The following is a 20,016-nucleotide window of genomic DNA, read 5'->3' on the forward strand; positions in this document are numbered from 1 at the left end:
GGGCGCTTACTTCAACGCCCGTGCCAGAAAGGCTTGTGTGGTCTGGTGTGTCGGGTGGTCAAACACCGCTTCGGGCGGGCCTTCTTCGATGATCCGACCGCTGTCGAGGAAACAGATCTTGTCGGCGGCCTCGCGGGCAAAGCCCATTTCATGCGTGGCCATCATCATCGTCATGCCCTGTTTCTTGAGCATCAGCAGAACATCCAGCACCTCGCCCACAAGTTGGGGATCGAGGGCCGAGGTGATTTCATCAAACAGCATGACCTCAGGCTGCATGGCCAAGGCGCGCACGATGGCGACGCGCTGCTGCTGCCCGCCCGACAATTGGTCGGGATAGTTGTGCATCCGGTCGGCCAGTCCGAACCGGGCGAACAGCGCTTCGACCTCGGGCTGCAATTCAGCGCGCGTCAGCCCACGCACCCGGCGGGGCGCGAGCATGACATTCTCAAGCGCGGTCATATGCGGAAACAGGTTGAAGCTTTGGAACACGATCCCGATCCGGGCACGCACCGATTGCGGGTTCAGACCGGGGATTGAGATATCCTCGCCATCCAGAAAGATCGCGCCGTCTTCGATGGGTTCCAGCAGGTTGATACAACGCAGCAGGGTGGATTTGCCCGACCCGGATGCACCGATTAAGCAAACCATTTGGCCCTCATCAACAGTGAGATTAATCCCGTCACAGACCGTGCGGTCGCCAAAGCGTTTCACCACGCCCTGAAGTTCCAGTTTGGGCATCAGCGCCTCTCTCGCATTTGGCGGGCCATCAGGTGATCGGCGTAGCGGGTGGCGGGGATGGTGACGATCAGGAAGATGATCGCGGCCCCCACATAGGGGGTGAAATTCGCCAGTAGCGATTTGAATACCCCCGCCTGACGGAAGATCTCGACCGGGCCGATAAAGCTGAGCAGCGAGACATCCTTTTGCAGCGCAATCAGCATGTTCATCTGCGAGGGCACTACATTGCGGATCGCCTGCGGCAACACCACGTCGCGCATCACTTGCCGTTCCGACAGACCCAGCGACAATGCGGCGGCGCGCTGGCTGTGGTGGACGCTGTCGATGCCCGAGCGGAAAATCTCGGCCACATAGGCCGAATAGGTCAGGATCAGCGCCAGCGAGCCCCATATGTAAGGCGAATTCCACGGGCGCGGCAGGCCCAGCCCCGGAATGCCGAAGCCGATCAGATAGACCGTCAGGATCACAGGCACGCCGCGGAAAATATCGGTGAACGCCGCGCCAAAGATGCGCAGCGGGAAAAGGGCGGGGGATTTGGCATCCCTTGCCAATGCGATCAGCAGGCCAAGCACCGCGATCGCCGGTGCGGACCACAAAAAAATCATCACGTTGATCCGAAACGCCTCAAGCAGTTTCGGGAAGGTTTTGACAAGCGTCTCGCCGTTAAAAAAGCTTTGCTGAACCTTCGACCAGCCCGGCGCGAGCGGCACCAGAAAGTAGATCGCGGCCACAACAGTGACCGTGCTAATCGTGGCGATCACCAACGAGCGTCGACGTTGGTGCGCCTCGTACCGTTCGCGGCGGGTCATCCCCGCCGCCTTATGATCTGCCATGTTACTTGATCAGAGGGACACCAGTGGTGTCCTGCAGCCATACGGCTTCGATTTCGGCCAGTTTGCCGTTAGCTGCCAGTGCCGCCAGCGCCTCGTCCACGCAGGCTTTCAGAGGGTTGCCTTCTTCCATCAGCATGCCGAAATGATCCGGATTGTCATTTTCATCCGCCGGGAACTGACCGATGACCTTTGAGCCTTCGATCATCACCGCGCTGAGGAACAGGGCGGTGGGCAGATCGAACAGGGCCGCATCAATCTGGTTGGCCGACATGGCAGCGTTAACGTCAGCATTGTCGCCATACAGCAACGGGTCGCTGTCGGGCTGGATGATGCTTGCCAGTTTCGGCACCGCCGTGGTCGAGCCAACGGCCCCCCATTGCAGGCCTTTCAACGCTTCAAGCGTCGGGGCAGTGTCGGTCGAATTGGGGCTGACCAGAACTGCCATCGGGGCTGTGTAGTAGGGGGTAGAGAAATCGACCACCTGATCCCGTTCGGGCGTGATCGAGTATTGCTGCATGTTGACGTCAAATTCCTTGGCGCCGGGTTGGATCGCCTCATCGAACGAGGATCGGACCCAGACCACATCATCGGCCGCGAACCCCATTTCTTCGGCGACGGCGTAAGCCACAGCAGCCTCGAACCCTTCGCCACTTTCAGGCGCGTCATCAATCACCCACGGATAGTAGGCCGGGTTGCCCGTTGCGATGGTGAATTTGCCGTCTGTCAGCGTTTTGCCGGCAGCGCATTGTTCTTGCGCATAGGCCGCTGTTGACAAAAACAGAATTGAAGTTGCCGCGATCGAGACTGTCCTGGACATCCGATACAAACCTCCTGTTGGATTGAGTTGCGGCCAAACTAGTTCTGCCTACTCCGCCTGTCCAGCGGATGCTTGATCGGTGACCCGCAGGTGGATTTTGCGGTCATGACATCTAATGACCCAAATTCGGCCTCCTCAGAGGCCGTGGCTTATCTGGGTGAGCCCTCCTGATGACCGCTTACACTGCCGCAGCTTTCGCCCCCCAAAGCGTGCAGGTGTCTTCTACCTCGACTATCGGCCTGAATGAGACATCGGGAACTGGCAAAAATTTGCCGGGGATCGGCAAGGCTCTTTTCATTTTCGTTAAGATATCATTAAAACTGCATCACCACTCAAACCGGCATTGAAACTTCTTGCAGTACACCGTTCGCAAAACAAACTCGATCTGGTCACGCCTGCCCGGCTCCGCGCGGGCTGCGATTGTTTTGGGGCTGTTCTCTCTGGTCTCCGCCTGCGCTCAGAATGCAAACGAAGTAGACCTCGATCCGGAACGTCAGGCAATGGCGTTGCAAGAGGTCTCGAAAAACACGCCCGAGGTCAAAGAGTGTGGTGCGTGCCCTACGCACGAAATCTCAGCGGCATCGAAATTCGCGGCAACGCCAAGGATTGGTGGGGCAAGGCCCGCAATACGTTTGGCCGGGGCAATGAACCAGAGGTCGGTGCGGTGATGTCGTTTCGGGCCACCAGAGGGATGCCCCTGGGACATGTGGCTGTCGTGTCCGATATTGTCACCGAGCGGGAAGTCATTGTGAACCACGCAAACTGGCTCCGGAATAAGGTGTCGTTGCAGATGGGCGTGAGGGACGTGTCCAAAAACAATGATTGGACGCTTGTCCGGGTTGAAAGCCGGCCGGGCAGTTACGGCAGTTCGTACCCGGTGAACGGGTTTATCTATCCGAATTTTGGTGAGTAATCTGAGCTCTCCGCGCCCCCGCCAGAAGCTGGTACGGTGAAGCCGAGCGCCCGACGTGCCGCTGTCATCCGGGCGCGTGTGTTCGGGGGCGGGTATGTTTACTTTGACACATGATCAATGACTGCAGGGCAGCGCAAAGCAGCCACTTGAAAACCAGTTGGCTTCCTCATCTAACGATATCCGTCTGGGTCGTTAGGGGTGTGTAGCAATGTGCCTTCAAACGCGTCGAGATCATCAGTCATTTGCAGCCAAGGCAATTTGCTTTGCTTGTTGACGTGAAAAGTCGGTTTGAAGTCTTCCGGGTTTTCGAGCGACGCTGCGTAAAGGTGCATACCACCCGGATAATGATCGGCTTCAAATCCAATAGGTGATCCGCACGTCCCGCAAAAGTGCCTGAAAACGCCTTTGGAACTTTCATAAGTGCCGGGTTTATCGCCGGTCCACTCAAAGTTCTCTATCGGCACGCCTAACCAGGCAACCACCGGCGCGGCACAATTCCGACGGCAATCATCGCAGTGGCAATAGCATGCCCATGTTTGACTGCCCTGGTAGGCCCAGCTCGTTCTTTTACACAGACAATACCCGTGCGTCGCCATTCGATTTCCCTCCCAACCTCCTGAAACATAGGACGCAGGTAAGTTTTGAGATGGATATTTTGGGACGTTTCATCAGCAGAAAACGTCGGCGCTCAGGGCCAATTTGGACTCTTTCCCGCCATTTGAATGAAAATTGAGTATCTTTGGCATCAGCTCATACGCTTGGCTGATGTCCTCATGAAAAGAAACCCGCCGAAATTTGGCGGGTTTCATGTGGTTCAATGGTAGTTCGTTGCCTAGATCAGCCGAACACACGCCCCAGCGCGCCGTCTACGGCGTCGGTGATCTGATCGATGTCGTCCGCTGTCGCGATCAGCGCCGGTGAGAAGCACAGCGTGTTGTTGCGGCTGGGGATCGAGCGGTTGGTGGCACCGATGATGACGCCCTGCGCCATACAATCAGCAACCACGGCCTGAACGCGCTTTTCGTCCATCGGATCCTTGGTGGTCCGATCGGTTACTAGCTCGGCGCCAAGGAACAGACCCTTGCCGCGCACGTCGCCGATGACTTTGTGCTTTTCCATCAGCGCCTGCAGGTTGCCCATCATGCGATCACCCATGTCGACGCAGTTCTGCAGCAGGTTTTCATCCTGAATGATGCGCATGTTTTCAACCGCTGCCGCCGGACCGGCAGTGCAGCCACCAAAGGTCGAGATATCACGGAAATAGTTCATCGGGTCTGCCGCGTCGTCCTTGAACATGTCAAAGACTTCCTCGGTGGTGACCATGCAGGCGATCGCGGCATAACCCGAGGCAACGCCCTTGGCCATGGTCACGAAGTCCGGCTTGATGCCGTATTGCTGGTAGCCGAACCACGTGCCGGTCCGACCTACGCCGCAGACAACCTCGTCAATGTGCAGCAGGATGTCGTATTTCTTACAGATCTCCTGCACGCGGGGCCAATAGCCTTCAGGCGCTTCGATGACGCCACCGCCTGCGGTCACGGGCTCAAGGCACAGGGCACCAACAGTGTCAGGGCCTTCGCGCAGGATGACCTCTTCGATCTGATCTGCAGCCCATTCGCCAAAGTTCTCTTCCGGTGCGCCGTCCAGCTCGTGCTTGCGGTACTCCATGCAGTGAGGCACGCGCACGAAATCGGGTGCAAAGGGACCGTACTGCGCGGTGCGCTCGTCCTGACCACCTGCCGACATGGTCGCCAGGGTGGAGCCGTGATAGTCGCGGTCACGGTACAGGATCTTGGTTTTCTTGCCGCCATATTTCTTGTGCGCGATCTGGCGGATCATCTTGAACGCCTTCTCGTTCGCCTCAGAACCTGAATTGGTGTAGTACACGCGGCTCATGCCCGGCATCTTGTCGATCAGCATTTCCGCGAAATTCGAACCGGGGATCGAGCCTGCGGTGTTGGCGAAGTAGCACAGCTTCATCAGCTGGTCATAAACCGCCTTACAGATAGATTCGCGGCCATAGCCCACGTTCACGGTCCAGACACCGCCTGATACGGCATCCAGGTGCTCTTTGCCCTTTTGGTCCCACACGCGCATGCCTTTGCCTTCGACAATGATACGAGGATCGTTGGTCTCAAACGGCTTGTGCTGGATCAGGTGATGCCAGAGGTGGGCGCGGTCGGCTTCGACGACGCGGGAAAGATCGTTTTCGTTGAACGTGCCGTCCATGACATGTCCTTTCAAAAGTGGGGCGCGCGGGGAATCAGTAGGTCCCGGCGGGCGCAAAGTGACGTGATACTGCAGATCAACGCGAATGGTGCGCGTGAAGTAGGGCCAGATTAGCCCATAGGATATCTCCAGTGTAGCTCAAACGCGTATTAATACGGGTTTGTTATGACGTAAACTTTGTGCTCAATACGACAATCTGACGAGTTTGGGAGGATCGCCGGATGACAACCACACCTATCTACCAGCAACATCTGGATAAAACCCCGGCGAATTTCACGCCGTTGTCTCCGCTGAGCTATCTTGAGCGGACGGCGGCAGTGTATCCGGATTACCCATCCGTTGTGTATGGCGAGCGTCGGTATAGCTGGGCAGAAACCTATGCGCGGAGCCGACGTCTGGCCAGCGCGCTGACTACGCGTGGCGTAGGCGTGGGCGATACAGTCTCGATCATCGCGGCCAATATCCCCGAGCTGTATGAGGCGCATTTTGGCGTGCCCATGGCAGGGGCGGTGCTGAACGCGATCAACACGAGGCTAGATGCGCCGATCATCGCCTTCATTCTGAACCATGCCGAAGCCAAGGTTCTGCTGGTCGATCCCGAGTTTTCAGGCGTCGTGAAACAGGCGTTAGCGCAGGTGGATCACAACATTCTGGTGATCGACATCGAAGACGCCAGTTTTGACGGTGGCGAGCGATTCGGAGATCTGACCTATGAGGCTCTGTTGGCCGAGGGTGATCCAGAGTTCGACTGGTCTTTGCCCGCAGATGAATGGGATGCGATCACGCTGAACTATACCTCGGGCACCACCGGCAACCCCAAAGGTGTAGTCTATCACCACCGCGGCGCGGCGCTGAATGCAACATCGAACATTCTGACCTGGGGGATGCCGCAGCATTCGGTCTATCTGTGGACCTTGCCGATGTTCCACTGCAACGGCTGGTGTTTCCCGTGGACGATGGCGGCCAATGCGGGAACCTCCGTCTGCCTGCGCGCCGTACGGGACGAACCGATCTATCGCGCCTTCCGAGAAGAGGGCGTAACTCATTTCTGCGGCGCGCCGATCGTGCTGAACATGCTGGCCAATGCACCGGATCACCTCAAGGATTTCACGCAGCAGATCAAGGCGATGACCGCTGGCGCTCCACCGCCGGCCAAGGTGATCGAAGCGATGGAAGGGATGGGTGTTGAGGTTACCCATGTCTATGGGTTGACCGAGACTTATGGTCCATCCGTCGTCTGCGCGTGGAAGGACGAATGGAACGACAAGGGTGCAGAGGACCGCGCCGCGCTCAAGGTGCGTCAGGGTGTGAAATACGTGGCATTGTCTGGCTTGATGGTCGCAGACCCTGAAACCATGGAGCCTGTTCCTTCGGATGGCGAAACCATGGGTGAGATATTCATGCAGGGCAACATTGTCATGAAGGGCTATCTCAAGAACGCCGAGGCGACAGACAAAGCCTTCAAGGGCGGGTGGTTTGCCTCGGGCGATCTGGGCGTGATGCATCCGGATGGCTATATCGCGCTGAAGGATCGGTCCAAGGACATCATCATCTCGGGCGGCGAGAATATCTCTTCGGTCGAGGTTGAGGATACGCTTTATAAACACCCGGCCGTGATGGAGGCGGCGGTGGTGGCCCGCCCGGATGAGAAATGGGGTGAAACGCCGTGTGCATTTGTTGAATTGAAACCGCAGGCAGAGGCGAATGAGGCGGAGATCATCGCTTTCTGCCGGGATCATATGGCCCATTTCAAAGCACCCAAGACGGTTGTGTTTGGGGCGTTGCCCAAGACGTCGACGGGGAAGATTCAGAAGTTCATCCTGCGCGACCGGGCGCGTGAATTGGCTTAATCGAAGATCGACAGATCAAGTGGCAGCATCTCGCCCATCCAGATAGCGCGATCCCGGTGATCAGCCAAGTGATCGCCGGTTTCTGGATGCGTAAAGATGGTCAGCCCTTGCCGGTTCAGGATCAGCCAGGGAAAGACCTGATCAAAGACTTCGGCTGGAAAGCCCAGCTGGCAACTCCATCGCGGATGCGGGCCAACATTGCGCGCATGCATGTGGCCCATCTGGACAGCGGGAAACAGACGCGCGGCCTCTTCACAGACCTGCCGTGCCGTGTCCTGAGTGTCGGCGTCGAAATAGACATGGGCGTGGTAGCCGGTGATCTTGGGCATGGGGTTCTCCATCTGTCGTTGCATAGAAACCTAAGGACGGCGCGAGGATTTGTGCACCCGCACCGCCACACAGACTCTGTGCGCCGGTTCAGAGCGGAGCGTGCAGGTCAGGATGGGCTGCGGCAAAGGCCGAATGCTCAGAGCAGACGGCCTCGACTGCTGTCAGGCGTGGCATATCGGATAGATCAACTTCCCACCGGCGCGCATTATAAAGCTGTGGGATCAGGCAGATATCGGCCAGACCCGGCGTTTCACCGGTGCAGAACGGGGATTGATCAAAGCCGCCCAGCAGCGATTCAAACGCGAGCAGACCCGGCCGGATGAAGTGACGCATCCAGTCGCCGGGCATGTCGCCTGCACCTTGGGTGAGCGCGGTGGCATGTTTGGCAACCGACAGATTGCAGACCGGATGGATATCCACCGCGATACTGTGCGCCAATGCCCGCGCCGCGGCTCGCTTGGCCGGATCGGTTGGCAGCAGACCCAGTTCGCGGGTCTCATCCAGATAATCGATGATCGCCAGCGATTGGGTCAACCGAACCCCATCGATATCCAGCACCGGGACCAGACCTTGCGGGTTGCGGTCCAAATGATCTGGGGCGCGATGCGCCCCGTTCACCAGATCCACGACGACCGGGCGGTAGGTGATCCCAGCCAGATTCAGTGCAATCCGCACCCGGTAACTGGCGGACGAACGCCAGTAATCAAACAGAACCACTTCGGACATACGATGGTTAGCCTTTGCTTAGTTCCTTGGCATGCAGCCAGTCGGCATGCTGAGGGGCTCGTTTGGTGCGCGACCATTCTTCGAGCATATCCCATTTGACCGAATCCAGCCGGGCCAGCATGGCCTCTTCCTCGGGGTCGGGGCAAGCCAGTTCCACCCGGTGACCGTTCGGATCGAAGAAATAGATCGAATGAAAGATCGAATGATCCGTGACACCCAGAACCTCGACGCCGTTGGCTTCGAGATGGTCCTTGAATGCGATCAGCTCATCACGGTCCTTCACCTTGAATGCGATGTGCTGCACCCAAATCGGCGTGTTGGGATCGCGCCCCATTTCCGGCTTGGTAGGCAGCTCAAAAAACGCCAGCACATTGCCATTTCCGGCATCCAGAAACAGGTGCATGTAGGGATCAGGTTCATGGGTGGAGGGCACATGGTCTTCGGCAATCGCCAGAATGAAATCCATGTTCAGCATCTTGCCGTACCATTCAACGGTCTCTTTCGCGTCCTTGCAGCGATAGGCGACGTGGTGAATCTGTTCGATTTTCATGGGCTTACTCCTGTTTCAGGGCTGCGGCATCCAACGCCTGCTTCAGCACCGCGTTGTCGCCGATGTGGTTTGCCAGAACCAGCACAAGGCGCGCGTTGAACGCATCGCTTTCGGCTTTCTCAAGCCCTTCATGGGCGGCCACCAGATCGGCATAGAAATCGTCTGCCTGGGTCAGATTGGATGAGAGGATCAGATCAGCCATGTCGCTTACTCCTTGCCTGTGGCGCGGCGCACCGCGTGCCGGAATGCATTTTCTTCGTAGGTGTCGCGGCGGGCGGCCACGTGCTGATCGGGACGGATCAGATAAACCGCTCCGCTGGCATCGCCTAAATAGCGGCGCTTCAGCGTTAGGGTCGGGTCGTCTTTGACCGAGAGTGCCAGGCGTTTGACGATGATGCCATCGACCTCGATCTCATCTGGTGCATCGGCGTCGATGGTCAGCAGCGTGAACTGTCCAGCCAGTTTAGGCAGTAGAAAGCCGTCACCCAAAGGCGCATCGGGACAGGACGCTCCGGGACGCGTCTGCGTCGGCCCGTTCAACGCATCCGCCGAATTCAACGACGAGCCGTCATAGACGCAAGGTACGCTCAGGCGGCCAGAATTCACCATCGGGCGGGCGAAGTCATAGTGCTCGCTCAAGTCCAGCACCGCATCGCGCAGGATGCGTGACATCTGCGATTTCGGGGTGATGAAATCGGTCGAGCGAGTCGAGTTCAGGATATTCTCGTCCGCGCCGTGAATGCGTTCCTGATCGTAGCTGTCCAGCAAAGATTCAGGTGCGCTGCCCTCAATCACCAGTTTCAGTTTCCAGCACAGGTTGTCGGTATCCTGCACGCCCGAGTTTGCGCCCCGTGCGCCAAACGGGCTGACCTGATGGGCACTGTCACCGGCAAAGATCACGCGGCCATGGCGGAATTGCTCCATCCGGCGGCACTGGAAGGTGTAGATGCTGACCCATTCCAGCTCGAAATTTACCTCCTCGCCCAGCATGGCCTTGAGGCGTGGGATCACGTTTTCCGGGCGCTTTTCGCGTTCCTTGTCGATATCCCATCCCAGTTGCAGATCGATGCGCCAGACGCCATCGGGTTGTTTATGCAGCAACGCAGATTGGCCTTTGTTGAACGGCGGATCGAACCAGAACCAGCGTTCCGAGGGGAAATCGGCCTCCATAATCACATCAGCGATCAGGAAGTTGTCTTCGAACACGCGGCCCACAAAATCCTTACCCATCATGGCGCGCATGGGTGAGCCCGCGCCGTCGCAGGCGATGACCCAATCCGCTTCGATGGTGTACGAACCCTCAGGCGTTTCGACCTCAAGCTTGACGTGATCGGGGTGGGTTCCAACGGCTTCGACCTTGTTGCGGCCGCGGATTTCGATCGGTGCACCCTGCGCTTGCAATTCGCGGACGCGGTCGACCAGAAACTGCTCGAAATAGTATTGCTGAAGGTTGATGAAGGCCGGGCGCTGATCGCCGCTGTCGGGCTGCAGGTCGAACTCGTAAACCTGACGTTCGTCGAAGAACACTTTGCCCTTGTTCCAAAGAACGCCTTTGTCGACCATCGGCTGCCCGCAACCCAGACGGTCGAGGATTTCCAGCGGGCGTTTGGCAAAACAAATGGCGCGGCTGCCGAAGCTGACCTTGTCGTTGTCGTCCAGCACCAGCACCTCGACCCCTTGTTGGGCCAGATCGATGGCGGCGGCCAGACCCACCGGACCGGCCCCAACAACGATGACCTTGTGGCGCACGGGCGCTGGCGCGGATTGATCCGGGCTGGCCTCGTAGGCATAAAGTGGAACTTCAAAAATCTTGTTCACTCTCTCTCTCCCATTTCTGGCGCATCGGGCGCACCCCATCTGTTCCCCGGCACAGTTGCGCCGGAGGTCTTGCGTTAGAGTTTCACCGTCAAATCCGGGCCGCCACGATCTGGATCAAATCCGGCCCGGAATTCTTAGCCCTGAAGGGCCTCCCACATCTCCAGATCGCGCTGGGCGGTCCAGATACGGGGCGTGTCGATGCCGCGGGCCTCGTCATAGGCGCGGGCAACATTGAAGGGCAGGCAGTGTTCGTAGATCGCATAGTCGGCGAATTTTGGGTCGCATTCTGCGCGCACGGCGTCCCAGGCTTCTTTCAGGCTGCCACCGCGCGCCGCAACCTTGGCCGCCGGGCGATAGGTGCTTTCGACGAAATCGCGAGTGTTCTCGATGGCCGCGTTGACCATGTCTTTACCGACTAGAGCGTCGCCGCGCCCCGGCGCGATAGCGTCTACGTCGAACCACTTGATCTCATCCAGCGTATCTCCCCAGTCGCTGAAATGCCCATCGCCGCAGTAGCAGGCCGAATGGTATTCGACGATGTCACCGGTGAACATGACATTCTGATCGGGCACGTGGATGACGATATCGCCAGCGGTATGCGCACGGCCCAGATGCATCAGGTCGATCCGGCGGTTGCCCAGATAAACCGTCATTGTGTCGCTGAAGGTGGTGGTGGGCCATGTGAGGCCGGGGATGCTTTCGTGTCCTTCAAAGAGACGCGGGAAGCGTTGGAATTCGCTGTCCCAGTCTTCCTGACCACGTTCAACCACCATTGCGCGCGCCATATCCGACATCAGTATCTGTTGCGCACCAAAGGCGCTCGCGCCCAGCACGCGTACTGCGTGGTAATGGGTCAGCGCAACATGGGTGATCGGCTTGTCAGTCACCGACCGCACGCATTCGATCACCTTGTTGGCCAGACGCGGGGTCGCCTGTGCCTCGATAATCATCACGCTGTCATCGCCGATGATCACGCCCGAATTCGGGTCGCCTTCGGCGGTGAAGGCATAGAGCCCTTCGCCCACCTCGGTGAAGCTGATTTTCTTTTCCGACATGTCCCCCTGGGACGCAAATGCCTTGGCCATATCAGTGATTTCCCTTCTGGACAGCGACTGGCTTTGATGATGTTGTCGCCATATGTTTGAACGTCGATTTTTGCCTTATTGGGCAACCGCTTGTGTTGTCATCGCCTGCGCCATCATCCTGCTGTGGATGGGGCGCGAACCGATTTGCAAATGCGGTTATGTCAAGCTGTGGCATGGTGAAACCTTCAGTTCCGAAAGCTCGCAGCATCTGACCGATTGGTACACGCCCAGCCACATCATTCATGGCTTTCTGTTTTACGGTTTTCTGTGGCTGGTGGCGCGCCGCCTTGCCGTTGGCTGGCGGTTGTTCATCGCCACCTTGATAGAAGTCGCGTGGGAGATTTCCGAGAACACCAATGCCGTGATCGAACATTACCGCGCGGTCACGATCTCGCTGGATTACTACGGCGACAGTGTCGTCAACTCGATCGCCGATATTGGCGCGATGATGCTGGGGTTCTGGTTGGCGCGTCGCCTGCCGATCTGGATGACGGTCACCATTGCGCTGGGGTTCGAGATCGTGACCACCGCGCTGATCCGCGATGGTCTGACGCTGAACGTGCTGATGCTGCTTTATCCCATCGAGGCCGTTAAGGACTGGCAGAGCGCGCTCTGAATATGCGGGCTGGACCTGCATCAATCTCTGGCGAATGGATTTTCGAGTGCGGGCAGCACAGTGCCGGTGCAATCGCCGAACCCGATGGAATAGCCGTCGCCCTTGGCTGCGCCGGTCAGGGTCAGCGTGTCGCCGTTCTCGATGAAGGTGCGGGTCTCGCCTGTGTCCAGCGTCAGCGGCTCTTTCCCGCCCCAGCTGAGTTCCAGCAATGATCCGCGCTCTGGCTTGTTCGGCCCCGAAATGGTGCCGGACCCCAACAGGTCGCCCGTGTTCATCGGACACCCAGACGTCGAGTGATGCGCCAACTGCTGCGCCGCCGAGTAATACATCTCGCGATAATTGGTCCGTGCGATGGTCGTGGCGTCTTTATTCTCGGGCGCCATCGTCACGGCCAAATCGATGTCATAGAGCATCGGGCCGCAATCCTTCAGGTGGTCCAGCAGGGCAAACTCACGGTCGGGCGTATCGCAGCGGAACGGTTCCAGCGCCGCTTTGGTCACGATCCACGGGCTGATCGAGGTCGCGGTCGCCTTGGCCTGAAATGGCCCCAGCGGCTGGTATTCCCAGGCCTGAATATCGCGCGCGGACCAGTCGTTTAGCAGGACATAGCCAAAGATGTTGTCATCGGCTTCCTGCACTGAAATTGGGCCGTCAGACGGTGTGCCCACGATTGCACCCATCTCTAGTTCGATATCAAATCGACGGCTGGGCAGGAAAGCAGGCAGGTCCTGATCGGGCGATTTCAACTGACCCCAGGGGCGACGGATATCCGTGCCTGAAACGACAACAGACGAAGCGCGGCCGTTATAGCCGATGGGGATGTGCAGCCAGTTCGGCGGCAACGCGTTTTCCGGGCCGCGGAACATGGTGCCCACGTTCTGGGCATGGTGGCGGCCCGCGTAGAAATCGGTGTACTCGCTGACGGCAAAGGGCATGTGCATCTCGGCCTCGTCCTGCGGGATCAGCAGACCTTCGATCTTGTGCTGTTCGTCCGAATCTTCAGCCAATAGCGTAGATAGGCGGTCGCGCAATGCAGCCCATACGGCAGGGCCTTCTTCCATCAGCGGATTCCAGAAGGGCAGATCGAACAGCGGCTCATCCGACAGCGTGATTAATCCATCAGCTTCGGCAGCGGTCACGTCGAAGATCATGTCTCCGATGGCGACGCCGCAGCGGGGCTCGGTGGATTCGGTCGAGAACACGCCATAAGGCAGGTTGTTCAGCGGGAAGGGGTGGTCGGCGGAATTGGCCGATGCGACCCAGGATTTCTTCAAAGGCATATTGCGTCCTTATGTCTTTCGGTTACGAGGCGGCGCGCAGGGATTTGAAGCCCAGCAGGGCTGCCGCCAATATCATGAAGCTGCCACCGATCCGGTCGAGCCAAAGCCTTGCCGGCCCCTGCAGGCGCCGGGCCAGCCAACTGGCAGTGGAGCCATAGGCCATCAGAAACAACCCGTCTATGATCAGATATGTGGCCGAGAGGATGGCGAATTGCGGCCAGAATGGCAGCGCGCCATCGATGAACAGCGGAAACAGAGCGGCGAAGAACACCACCGCCTTGGGATTCGCGGCAGAGGTGATGAAGCCCTGCATCCAGAGCGCCCTGCGGCTGGCACGTGGCGCATCGTTGGTTTCGGCAACACGTGCCTTCACGATTTGCTTGACGCCGAGATAGACCAGATAGGCCACGCCCAACCACTTGATCACGGTAAAGGCGGTCCCGGACGTGGCGATCAGGGCAGCCAGACCCAGACCGGCGGCCAACATTTGAAAGAAATTGGCCGTCAAATCACCCGCAGCGGTAAAAAAACCTCGCCGCAGCCCATTGGTTGCCGAGTTCGACAGCATCAGCAACTGGCTTGGCCCCGGTGTGCTCATCAGCAGCAACACCGTCGCCACATAGGTGATCCAGATATCAAAACTCATCTCGTCTCCGGTGATCCTTCAACTTGTCACTTGTCGAATAATAGTTGATTTTGTAACTAACAAGGATGACCCAGCCTAAAAATGACCAAAAAGATGAGTTTGATTTGCGAAATTTCCTGCCGTTCCTGTTGAATCAGGCGGCCGAGGAAAGTTCGCTTGAGTTTCAGCGCGTTTACAAGGATCGCTACGGAATGCTGCGCACCGAATGGCGGGTGCTGTTTCATCTGGGCAATCATGGTGAGATGACCGCACGCGACATTGTTGAGCGTGCCAAAATCCACAAAACCAAGGTCAGCCGTGCGGTCAGCCAGATTGCAACAGCGCCGATATTTGCAAAGGTTGCGGGATGAAAATGACCGGCGGGTTGAGCGGCTATCGCTGACCTCGGCTGGCCAGAAGGTTTATCGCGAGTTAAGCGGTATCGCGCAGGACTATGATCAGAAACTGGCATCGCGTTTCACCACGGGTGAGGCCGCTTTGCTGCGCATGATGCTGCGACGTCTGGCCGGAATGGATTAGGGTACTGGTAATCCGGTACGGCTGCCCCCAGATCAACGTCATAACGGACACAGGAACGACACATGACAGCGCCGGATTCCCCAACGGCAAAATCCCATGATCTGATAGATTGGTTGGTGAACCGAGGCCTGGAAGGGGCCGACAAACAAGAACTTCTGGACGGGTATTGCACCCGTTTAGTTGATCTTGGTGTGCCCTTGATGCGCTTTCATGCGGCGCAACCGGCCTTGCATCCCGTCTATGGCGGAACGGGCTATAGCTGGTACCGCAGCAAAGGAAGTAATCTGGAAACCTTCGAGTATTCCGAAGAGCCCAGTGAAGTTTGGACACAAAGTCCGCTGTATGCCGTATTGCACGAAGATATCGATGCTATCCGTGAACGGCTGGTCGACCAGAACGAACCCAGCCGCTTTCCTCTGCTAAACGAGTTGCGGGAAAACGGAGCCACGGACTATTACGCGACTGGCATCAGCTTTGATGTGCCGGCTCAACGCAACCCCTATGATGCGAAAGAGGCAATCGACGGCGTCTTGATGTCCTGGTCCAGCAATGCGCCGGAAGGATTCTGCGACGATGATCTGGACGTAATCAATACGGCGTTACCGCATCTGGGGCTGGCTCTGAAGTCAGCCTCGAACGCGCGGGTGTCGAAAGATTTGATGCGGGTTTATCTGGGGCGCGATGCCGGTCGTCGGGTCTTGTCCGGTGAAATCCGTCGCGGGTCACTGCAGCAGATTGATGCGGTGATCTGGAACTTCGATCTGGAAGGGTTCACCAGCCTGTCAGAAGAGATGCCAGGGATCGAAGTCATAGATATGCTAAATGACTACCTGGGTGTGGTGGTCGATGTTGTTCATCAATGCGAAGGCAACATCCTGAAGTTCATGGGCGACGGAGTCATGGCGATGTTTGATGTCGGCGAGATCGATGCCGATGCCCGCGCCGCGCTGGCTGCGGCGACCATGCTGCAAGAGCGCATGGCCGAATTGAACACTCAGCGGAGTTCACGGGGTCAACCGGTTTCGAACTATACGCTGGCATTGCACTCTGGTGAGATCCTCTATGGAAACATCGGCTCCGAAAGTCGGCTGGACTTCACCGTCATTGGTCCGGCGGTCAACCAGACGTCCAGAATTGCGGGGATGCATCGGTCGCTGGGGCAGCGGATCCTGATTTCCGACGATGTAGCCCGCGCGGCCCATCCCTGCGATCAGGATCTGATCTCGGTCGGTCGCTATATGTTGCGGGGCGTGGCAGAGCCGAAAGAGCTGTTTACGATTTACAGAACGGCGGGCTAACCGATCACTGACACCTGTGCCAACGCGTGCGACTGCTGCTGCGCACGATTTCATAGAATGAAATCGATCCGGAAACTTTTAAATTTTCCGGGGTCTTGGGCGGATATGTTGGGTAATTCGAGCTGTGGTCGCTCAGAAATCGATCTCAACACCCGGCAAGCTCAGTTCCTTCATCATGTCGCGCAGTTCCTGGCGTGCGGCGATGTTGGAGATATTGAGCTGCTTGACCCCGATATCCTTGAGGTCCAGCAAAGTCAGCCCGCGCGGGAACAACTCGCGGAAAATCACTCGCTCGGAAAAGCCCGAGGCGACGCGGAAGCCGATGCGCTGTGACAGCATCTCGATCGCGCGTTGCATCTTTTCCTTGTTGACCATGCGCTGGGTGCCGACCCGGTTGCGGACGACGACCCAGTCGATCGGTTTCAGCCCAGCTTGGGCGCGCAGTTGGCGGGCATTCCAGACCATCTCGGAATAGACTGAGGGGCCAAGGATTCTCTCACCTTTGGAATCGATCCGCGCCAGCAGGTCAAAATCGATGAAACTGTCGTTCAGCGGTGTAATCAGCGTATCGGCCAGCGAATGTGCAACCTGGCTGAGTCGAGTGTGCGAACCGGGGCAGTCGATCAGGATGAAATCGCTATCGCTTTCCAGTTCGGCCACGGCGGCTGAAAGGCGGTGGTCATAGATGTTTTCACCGGGTTGCAGAGCGCTGGCGTCAATCTCGGGCAGGTCGTGGTGGCGTGGGCTGGGCAGAGACAGGTCCGAGCCGTTCAGGAAGTTCAAGCGGTTCTCGAAATAACGACCCAGACTGCGCTGCCGCAGGTCAAGATCGAGTGTGCTGACCTTGTGCCCCAGCCGTGCCAATGCAGTGGCCACATGCATCGACACGGTTGATTTGCCTGCGCCGCCCTTTTCGTTCCCGACCACAATGATATGTGCCATGCCTGTATTCCCAAGTCCCGCCGTGTTTGCCTACACGTTGTTGGCAGCCACTATATGTTGTGTGAGCTGAGAAGGGAAGAACCTCGGGCCGTCTTGAGCGCTATTATCAAGCCTCAAATTGGAAAAGTGCTTGGTACTTGGGGGTTAGGGTAAATCCTTGCCAAACACACACCCCTGTTTCACTGTCCCGTCCAGGGATTTGTGATCGAGGGCCGCCGTTGGACCATCTGTTTCTGAACGTTTTGAACGTGGTTCTGCCTGTCCTGATTTGCGCTGGAATCGGTTACGCTCTGGCTTTAATCAAGGCCCCCTATGACAACAAAGTTATTGGCGGGATCGTCTCGCGGGTCGGGTATCCGACGCTAATAATCTCGCACCTTTCAACCACCCAGATTGCGGTCGGCACCTTTCTTGATGTTATGATGGCCGCCGCTTTGGCGATTGCAGGTTTTGGGCTGTTGGGGCTTGTCGCGCTCAAACTGATGCGGCTGCCGGTGCGGGCATTTCTGACGCCACTGATGCATGGCAATGTCGGCAATATCGGCCTGCCCATTACCCTTTTGGCGCTGGGCGATGCGGGAATGGCCTATACGATGGCATTTGTGGTGGTTGTGCTGATAAGTATCTTCACGATCGGCATGTGGATTCCGGCCGGAGAGTTTTCGCCCAAGAAACTGGCGACTTCGCCGATTATTTACGCGGTCGCACTGTCGCTGGTGTTGATGGCGACGGGCACCAGCCTGCCGCAACCGGTGGCCAAATCCTTTGATATTCTGGGTGGGCTCTCGATCCCGCTGATGTTGCTGACGCTGGGCCACACGCTGGCGACCCTGCGGATCAAAAGCCTTGGCCGAGCCGTTTTGCTGACAGCGCTGCACCTGCTGATGGCTGCGGTGATTGCCAGCGCGTTAGTCTGGAGCTTCGGCTTCACCGGGGCTGAGCGGGGCGCGGTGATCCTGTGCTGTTTGATGCCATCCTCTGTCGCGACCTATTTGTTCATCGATCAGCATGTGCCGGAATACGGACCCGATGTGGCCGGGTTCATTCTGGTTTCGACTCTGTCCACGATCCTGGTGCTGCCATTGGCGCTGTCCTACTGGATCTAATAGGCGCTGGGCGCGCAGCGCGCTAAAAACAGTATCTATCAGTAAAAAACCGTTTAATAATAGGCACAACACGGTGCCCGAAGAGCCAGCGCGCTATTCCTGAACGGGGGACAGGCAGATGCCAAAAGACGTCACTGAGGACACATCCGGCGCGGGAGGGGCACGTCTGGTTCTGGTGATGACCGCGCTGTGCATGATGGTTGTTGGCTTCAACACAACCGCCGTTGCGACGATCCTGCCAAATCTGAAGGCCGAGTTCGATCTGTCGCCTTCCAGCCTGCAATGGGTGATGGCGATCTATACAGTGGTTAGCGCGACCCTCGTTACCATCGTCAGCCGACTTGGCGATATCACCGGCAAGATGGGCGTCTTCTTTGCCGGAATGATCGTGTTCGGTCTTGGCTCGGCCCTTGTGTTGTTTTCACAGGATGCAGCCATGTTGCTGGCAGGCCGCGGGGCCCAAGGTGCCGGGGCGGCAGCGCTGTTTGGCACCTCGCTTTCGCTGCTGACTGCCGCCACGCCCGAGGAACAACGGGCCAGCGTCACCGGTGCCTGGGGCGCGATCGTCGGGCTGGCAATTGGTGTTGGTCCGATCGTTGGCGGCGCGTTTGCGCATTACCTCAGCTGGCGGGGCGTGTTTGCCACCGATCTGGCGCTGCTGATCGTGGCCTTTGCGGTCGGGTTGCGGGTCAGCAAAGAGCATTACGTCCCCGACACCCGTCTTGCAGGCGCAAAGTTCGATCTTGCGGGTGCAGTCGCACTGGTCCTGCTGCTTGGCCCGCTATCCTTCGCGCTCAGCAACGGGGAAAGTCACGGATGGGCCACAAGATCGACCCTGATCCCGCTTGCCGTGTCGGCTGTAGCGGTGATTGCACTGATCATCACCTCGCGCCGCAGCGCGGACCCTCTGATCGAGCTGCGCTACTTCCGCCACCCCCGTTATTTCATGGCGGCGGCAGGGATGTTCATTACCGGCTTCGCGCTGTTCAGCTTTTTCGTCTATTTCAACGTCTTCGTGCAATCGCCAGATGCGTTTGGCCTTTCCGCTGTTGGGGCGGGGTTGGCGATCCTGCCGTTGAGCCTCAGTATGTTCGTCGTGTCCGTGGTGGCTCCGCGTTTTCTTGCACCTTACAGTTTTCGATGGCCGGTGATCATGGGCATGGGGTTCATGACATGTGGGTTCATGCTGTTGACGACAACGACGAATACAACCGGCATGGGTGCGATTTGGTGGAAGCTGGTGATTATCGGGATCGGGCTTGGCATCGGTTTTTCGTTATTGCCGCGTCTCGGGCTGCGCTTGTTGCCGGAAGAACATATGGGGCAGGGCTCGGGCGTAGTGAATGCGTTCCTTTATTTTGGGGCCACGCTTGGTGCGGTTGTCGGCGGGTTGGCTGAAGCGATCACCACCCGGCGCGGCCTGACCGAAGTGATCAACGCCTTGCCCACCGGGTCCGAGCAACGGGCTGATCTGGCCCATGCGTTGACACATGGCACTGCAAGTCAGGTGCAACAGCTTATCGCTGGGCTTGATCCGACCACAGGCGAAACGCTGGCGCGTGCCCTGCGGGATTTGCAGGATGATGCATTTAACAGTGCCATGCTTGTCGCCGCTATCGCTGCGCTTTTGGGGATGATCCTGGCTGCCGTAATGCTGCGAGGCCCGGTGCCTCCACCGCACAGCGCGGTTGATCTGACAAGGGACTGATCGTCGGTGGGG

At 58.0% G+C, this 20,016-nt stretch carries 20 protein-coding genes and 1 pseudogene; 7 read left to right on the forward strand and 14 right to left on the reverse strand.

Annotation, left to right across the window (positions count from 1 at the left end; translation table 11 throughout):
- Positions 1-6 precede the first annotated feature (6 nt).
- From AC1DFB_RS00110 to AC1DFB_RS00120, 3 genes are read right to left on the reverse strand one after another with little or no spacing between them, the layout of a single operon-like run.
- Positions 7-738, reverse strand: a complete 732-nt coding sequence (locus tag AC1DFB_RS00110; protein WP_170662949.1) for an amino acid ABC transporter ATP-binding protein — start codon at positions 736-738, stop codon at positions 7-9.
- Positions 738-1,571 carry an amino acid ABC transporter permease gene (locus tag AC1DFB_RS00115; protein ID WP_010437538.1) on the reverse strand — a complete coding sequence of 278 codons (834 nt, stop codon included), beginning with the start codon at positions 1,569-1,571 and terminating at the stop codon, positions 738-740. Before AC1DFB_RS00115 ends, AC1DFB_RS00110 begins: the two co-directional genes overlap by 1 nt.
- A gap of 1 nt (position 1,572) precedes the next feature.
- A complete protein-coding gene (locus tag AC1DFB_RS00120) occupies positions 1,573-2,388 on the reverse strand; it encodes an ABC transporter substrate-binding protein (RefSeq protein ID WP_480921857.1) in 816 nt (271 codons plus the stop codon).
- A 553-nt stretch (positions 2,389-2,941) separates the two neighbouring features.
- Here AC1DFB_RS00120 and AC1DFB_RS00125 point away from each other — a divergent pair.
- Positions 2,942-3,301 (forward strand): CHAP domain-containing protein, encoded by a 360-nt coding sequence (locus tag AC1DFB_RS00125; RefSeq protein ID WP_480921858.1) that lies wholly within the window; start codon positions 2,942-2,944, stop codon positions 3,299-3,301.
- 170 nt (positions 3,302-3,471) lie between these two features.
- On the opposite strand, the gene AC1DFB_RS00130 is transcribed toward AC1DFB_RS00125, so the two are convergent.
- Positions 3,472-3,897: a GFA family protein gene (locus tag AC1DFB_RS00130; RefSeq protein ID WP_223116959.1), complete on the reverse strand. Its 426-nt coding sequence runs from the start codon at positions 3,895-3,897 to the stop codon at positions 3,472-3,474.
- A 241-nt stretch (positions 3,898-4,138) separates the two neighbouring features.
- Positions 4,139-5,530 carry an aminotransferase class III-fold pyridoxal phosphate-dependent enzyme gene (locus AC1DFB_RS00135; RefSeq protein WP_170392687.1) on the reverse strand — a complete coding sequence of 464 codons (1,392 nt, stop codon included), beginning with the start codon at positions 5,528-5,530 and terminating at the stop codon, positions 4,139-4,141.
- 221 nt (positions 5,531-5,751) lie between these two features.
- Here AC1DFB_RS00135 and AC1DFB_RS00140 point away from each other — a divergent pair, with 221 nt between their 5' ends.
- Positions 5,752-7,380 (forward strand): acyl-CoA synthetase, encoded by a 1,629-nt coding sequence (locus AC1DFB_RS00140; RefSeq protein WP_480921859.1) that lies wholly within the window; start codon positions 5,752-5,754, stop codon positions 7,378-7,380.
- On the opposite strand, the gene AC1DFB_RS00145 is transcribed toward AC1DFB_RS00140, so the two are convergent.
- The 6 genes from AC1DFB_RS00145 to AC1DFB_RS00170 form a co-directional block, all read right to left on the reverse strand.
- A complete protein-coding gene (locus AC1DFB_RS00145) occupies positions 7,377-7,709 on the reverse strand; it encodes a DOPA 4,5-dioxygenase family protein (RefSeq protein WP_170648543.1) in 333 nt (110 codons plus the stop codon). The two genes, AC1DFB_RS00140 and AC1DFB_RS00145, sit on opposite strands and share 4 nt — an antisense overlap.
- Before the next feature lie 88 nt (positions 7,710-7,797).
- Complete coding sequence (gene maiA, locus AC1DFB_RS00150) at positions 7,798-8,436, reverse strand: maleylacetoacetate isomerase (RefSeq protein WP_480921860.1); 639 nt, start codon at positions 8,434-8,436, stop codon at positions 7,798-7,800.
- A 7-nt stretch (positions 8,437-8,443) separates the two neighbouring features.
- Positions 8,444-8,986 carry a VOC family protein gene (locus AC1DFB_RS00155; RefSeq protein ID WP_170392683.1) on the reverse strand — a complete coding sequence of 181 codons (543 nt, stop codon included), beginning with the start codon at positions 8,984-8,986 and terminating at the stop codon, positions 8,444-8,446.
- 4 nt (positions 8,987-8,990) lie between these two features.
- On the reverse strand, positions 8,991-9,188 hold the full coding sequence (locus tag AC1DFB_RS00160) for a DUF2783 domain-containing protein (protein WP_170392682.1): 198 nt from the start codon (positions 9,186-9,188) through the stop codon (positions 8,991-8,993).
- Between the two features lie 5 nt (positions 9,189-9,193).
- On the reverse strand, positions 9,194-10,804 hold the full coding sequence (locus tag AC1DFB_RS00165; protein ID WP_480921861.1) for an FAD-dependent oxidoreductase: 1,611 nt from the start codon (positions 10,802-10,804) through the stop codon (positions 9,194-9,196).
- A gap of 134 nt (positions 10,805-10,938) precedes the next feature.
- Complete coding sequence (locus tag AC1DFB_RS00170) at positions 10,939-11,889, reverse strand: MBL fold metallo-hydrolase (RefSeq protein WP_480921862.1); 951 nt, start codon at positions 11,887-11,889, stop codon at positions 10,939-10,941.
- Between the two features lie 52 nt (positions 11,890-11,941).
- On the opposite strand from AC1DFB_RS00170, the gene AC1DFB_RS00175 reads away from it, so the two are divergent.
- Positions 11,942-12,505, forward strand: a complete 564-nt coding sequence (locus AC1DFB_RS00175; RefSeq protein WP_480921863.1) for a DUF2585 domain-containing protein — start codon at positions 11,942-11,944, stop codon at positions 12,503-12,505.
- Positions 12,506-12,525: 20 nt separating this feature from the next.
- Here AC1DFB_RS00175 and fahA read toward each other — a convergent pair whose 3' ends face one another.
- Positions 12,526-13,785 carry a fumarylacetoacetase gene (gene fahA, locus AC1DFB_RS00180; RefSeq protein WP_480592552.1) on the reverse strand — a complete coding sequence of 420 codons (1,260 nt, stop codon included), beginning with the start codon at positions 13,783-13,785 and terminating at the stop codon, positions 12,526-12,528.
- 22 nt (positions 13,786-13,807) lie between these two features.
- Complete coding sequence (locus AC1DFB_RS00185; protein ID WP_480921864.1) at positions 13,808-14,431, reverse strand: LysE family translocator; 624 nt, start codon at positions 14,429-14,431, stop codon at positions 13,808-13,810.
- A gap of 65 nt (positions 14,432-14,496) precedes the next feature.
- Between AC1DFB_RS00185 and AC1DFB_RS00190 the strand changes: the two are divergent.
- Positions 14,497-14,950: pseudogene (locus AC1DFB_RS00190) on the forward strand (MarR family winged helix-turn-helix transcriptional regulator).
- A gap of 62 nt (positions 14,951-15,012) precedes the next feature.
- Positions 15,013-16,248, forward strand: a complete 1,236-nt coding sequence (locus AC1DFB_RS00195; protein ID WP_480921865.1) for an adenylate/guanylate cyclase domain-containing protein — start codon at positions 15,013-15,015, stop codon at positions 16,246-16,248.
- A gap of 132 nt (positions 16,249-16,380) precedes the next feature.
- On the opposite strand, the gene AC1DFB_RS00200 is transcribed toward AC1DFB_RS00195, so the two are convergent.
- On the reverse strand, positions 16,381-17,190 hold the full coding sequence (locus AC1DFB_RS00200; protein WP_170402416.1) for a division plane positioning ATPase MipZ: 810 nt from the start codon (positions 17,188-17,190) through the stop codon (positions 16,381-16,383).
- A 218-nt stretch (positions 17,191-17,408) separates the two neighbouring features.
- Here AC1DFB_RS00200 and AC1DFB_RS00205 point away from each other — a divergent pair, with 218 nt between their 5' ends.
- Positions 17,409-18,296, forward strand: a complete 888-nt coding sequence (locus AC1DFB_RS00205) for an AEC family transporter (RefSeq protein ID WP_170402414.1) — start codon at positions 17,409-17,411, stop codon at positions 18,294-18,296.
- A gap of 118 nt (positions 18,297-18,414) precedes the next feature.
- On the forward strand, positions 18,415-20,004 hold the full coding sequence (locus AC1DFB_RS00210) for an MFS transporter (protein ID WP_480921866.1): 1,590 nt from the start codon (positions 18,415-18,417) through the stop codon (positions 20,002-20,004).
- Positions 20,005-20,016 lie beyond the last annotated feature (12 nt).

Source organism: Ruegeria sp. S84 (assembly GCF_056583445.1).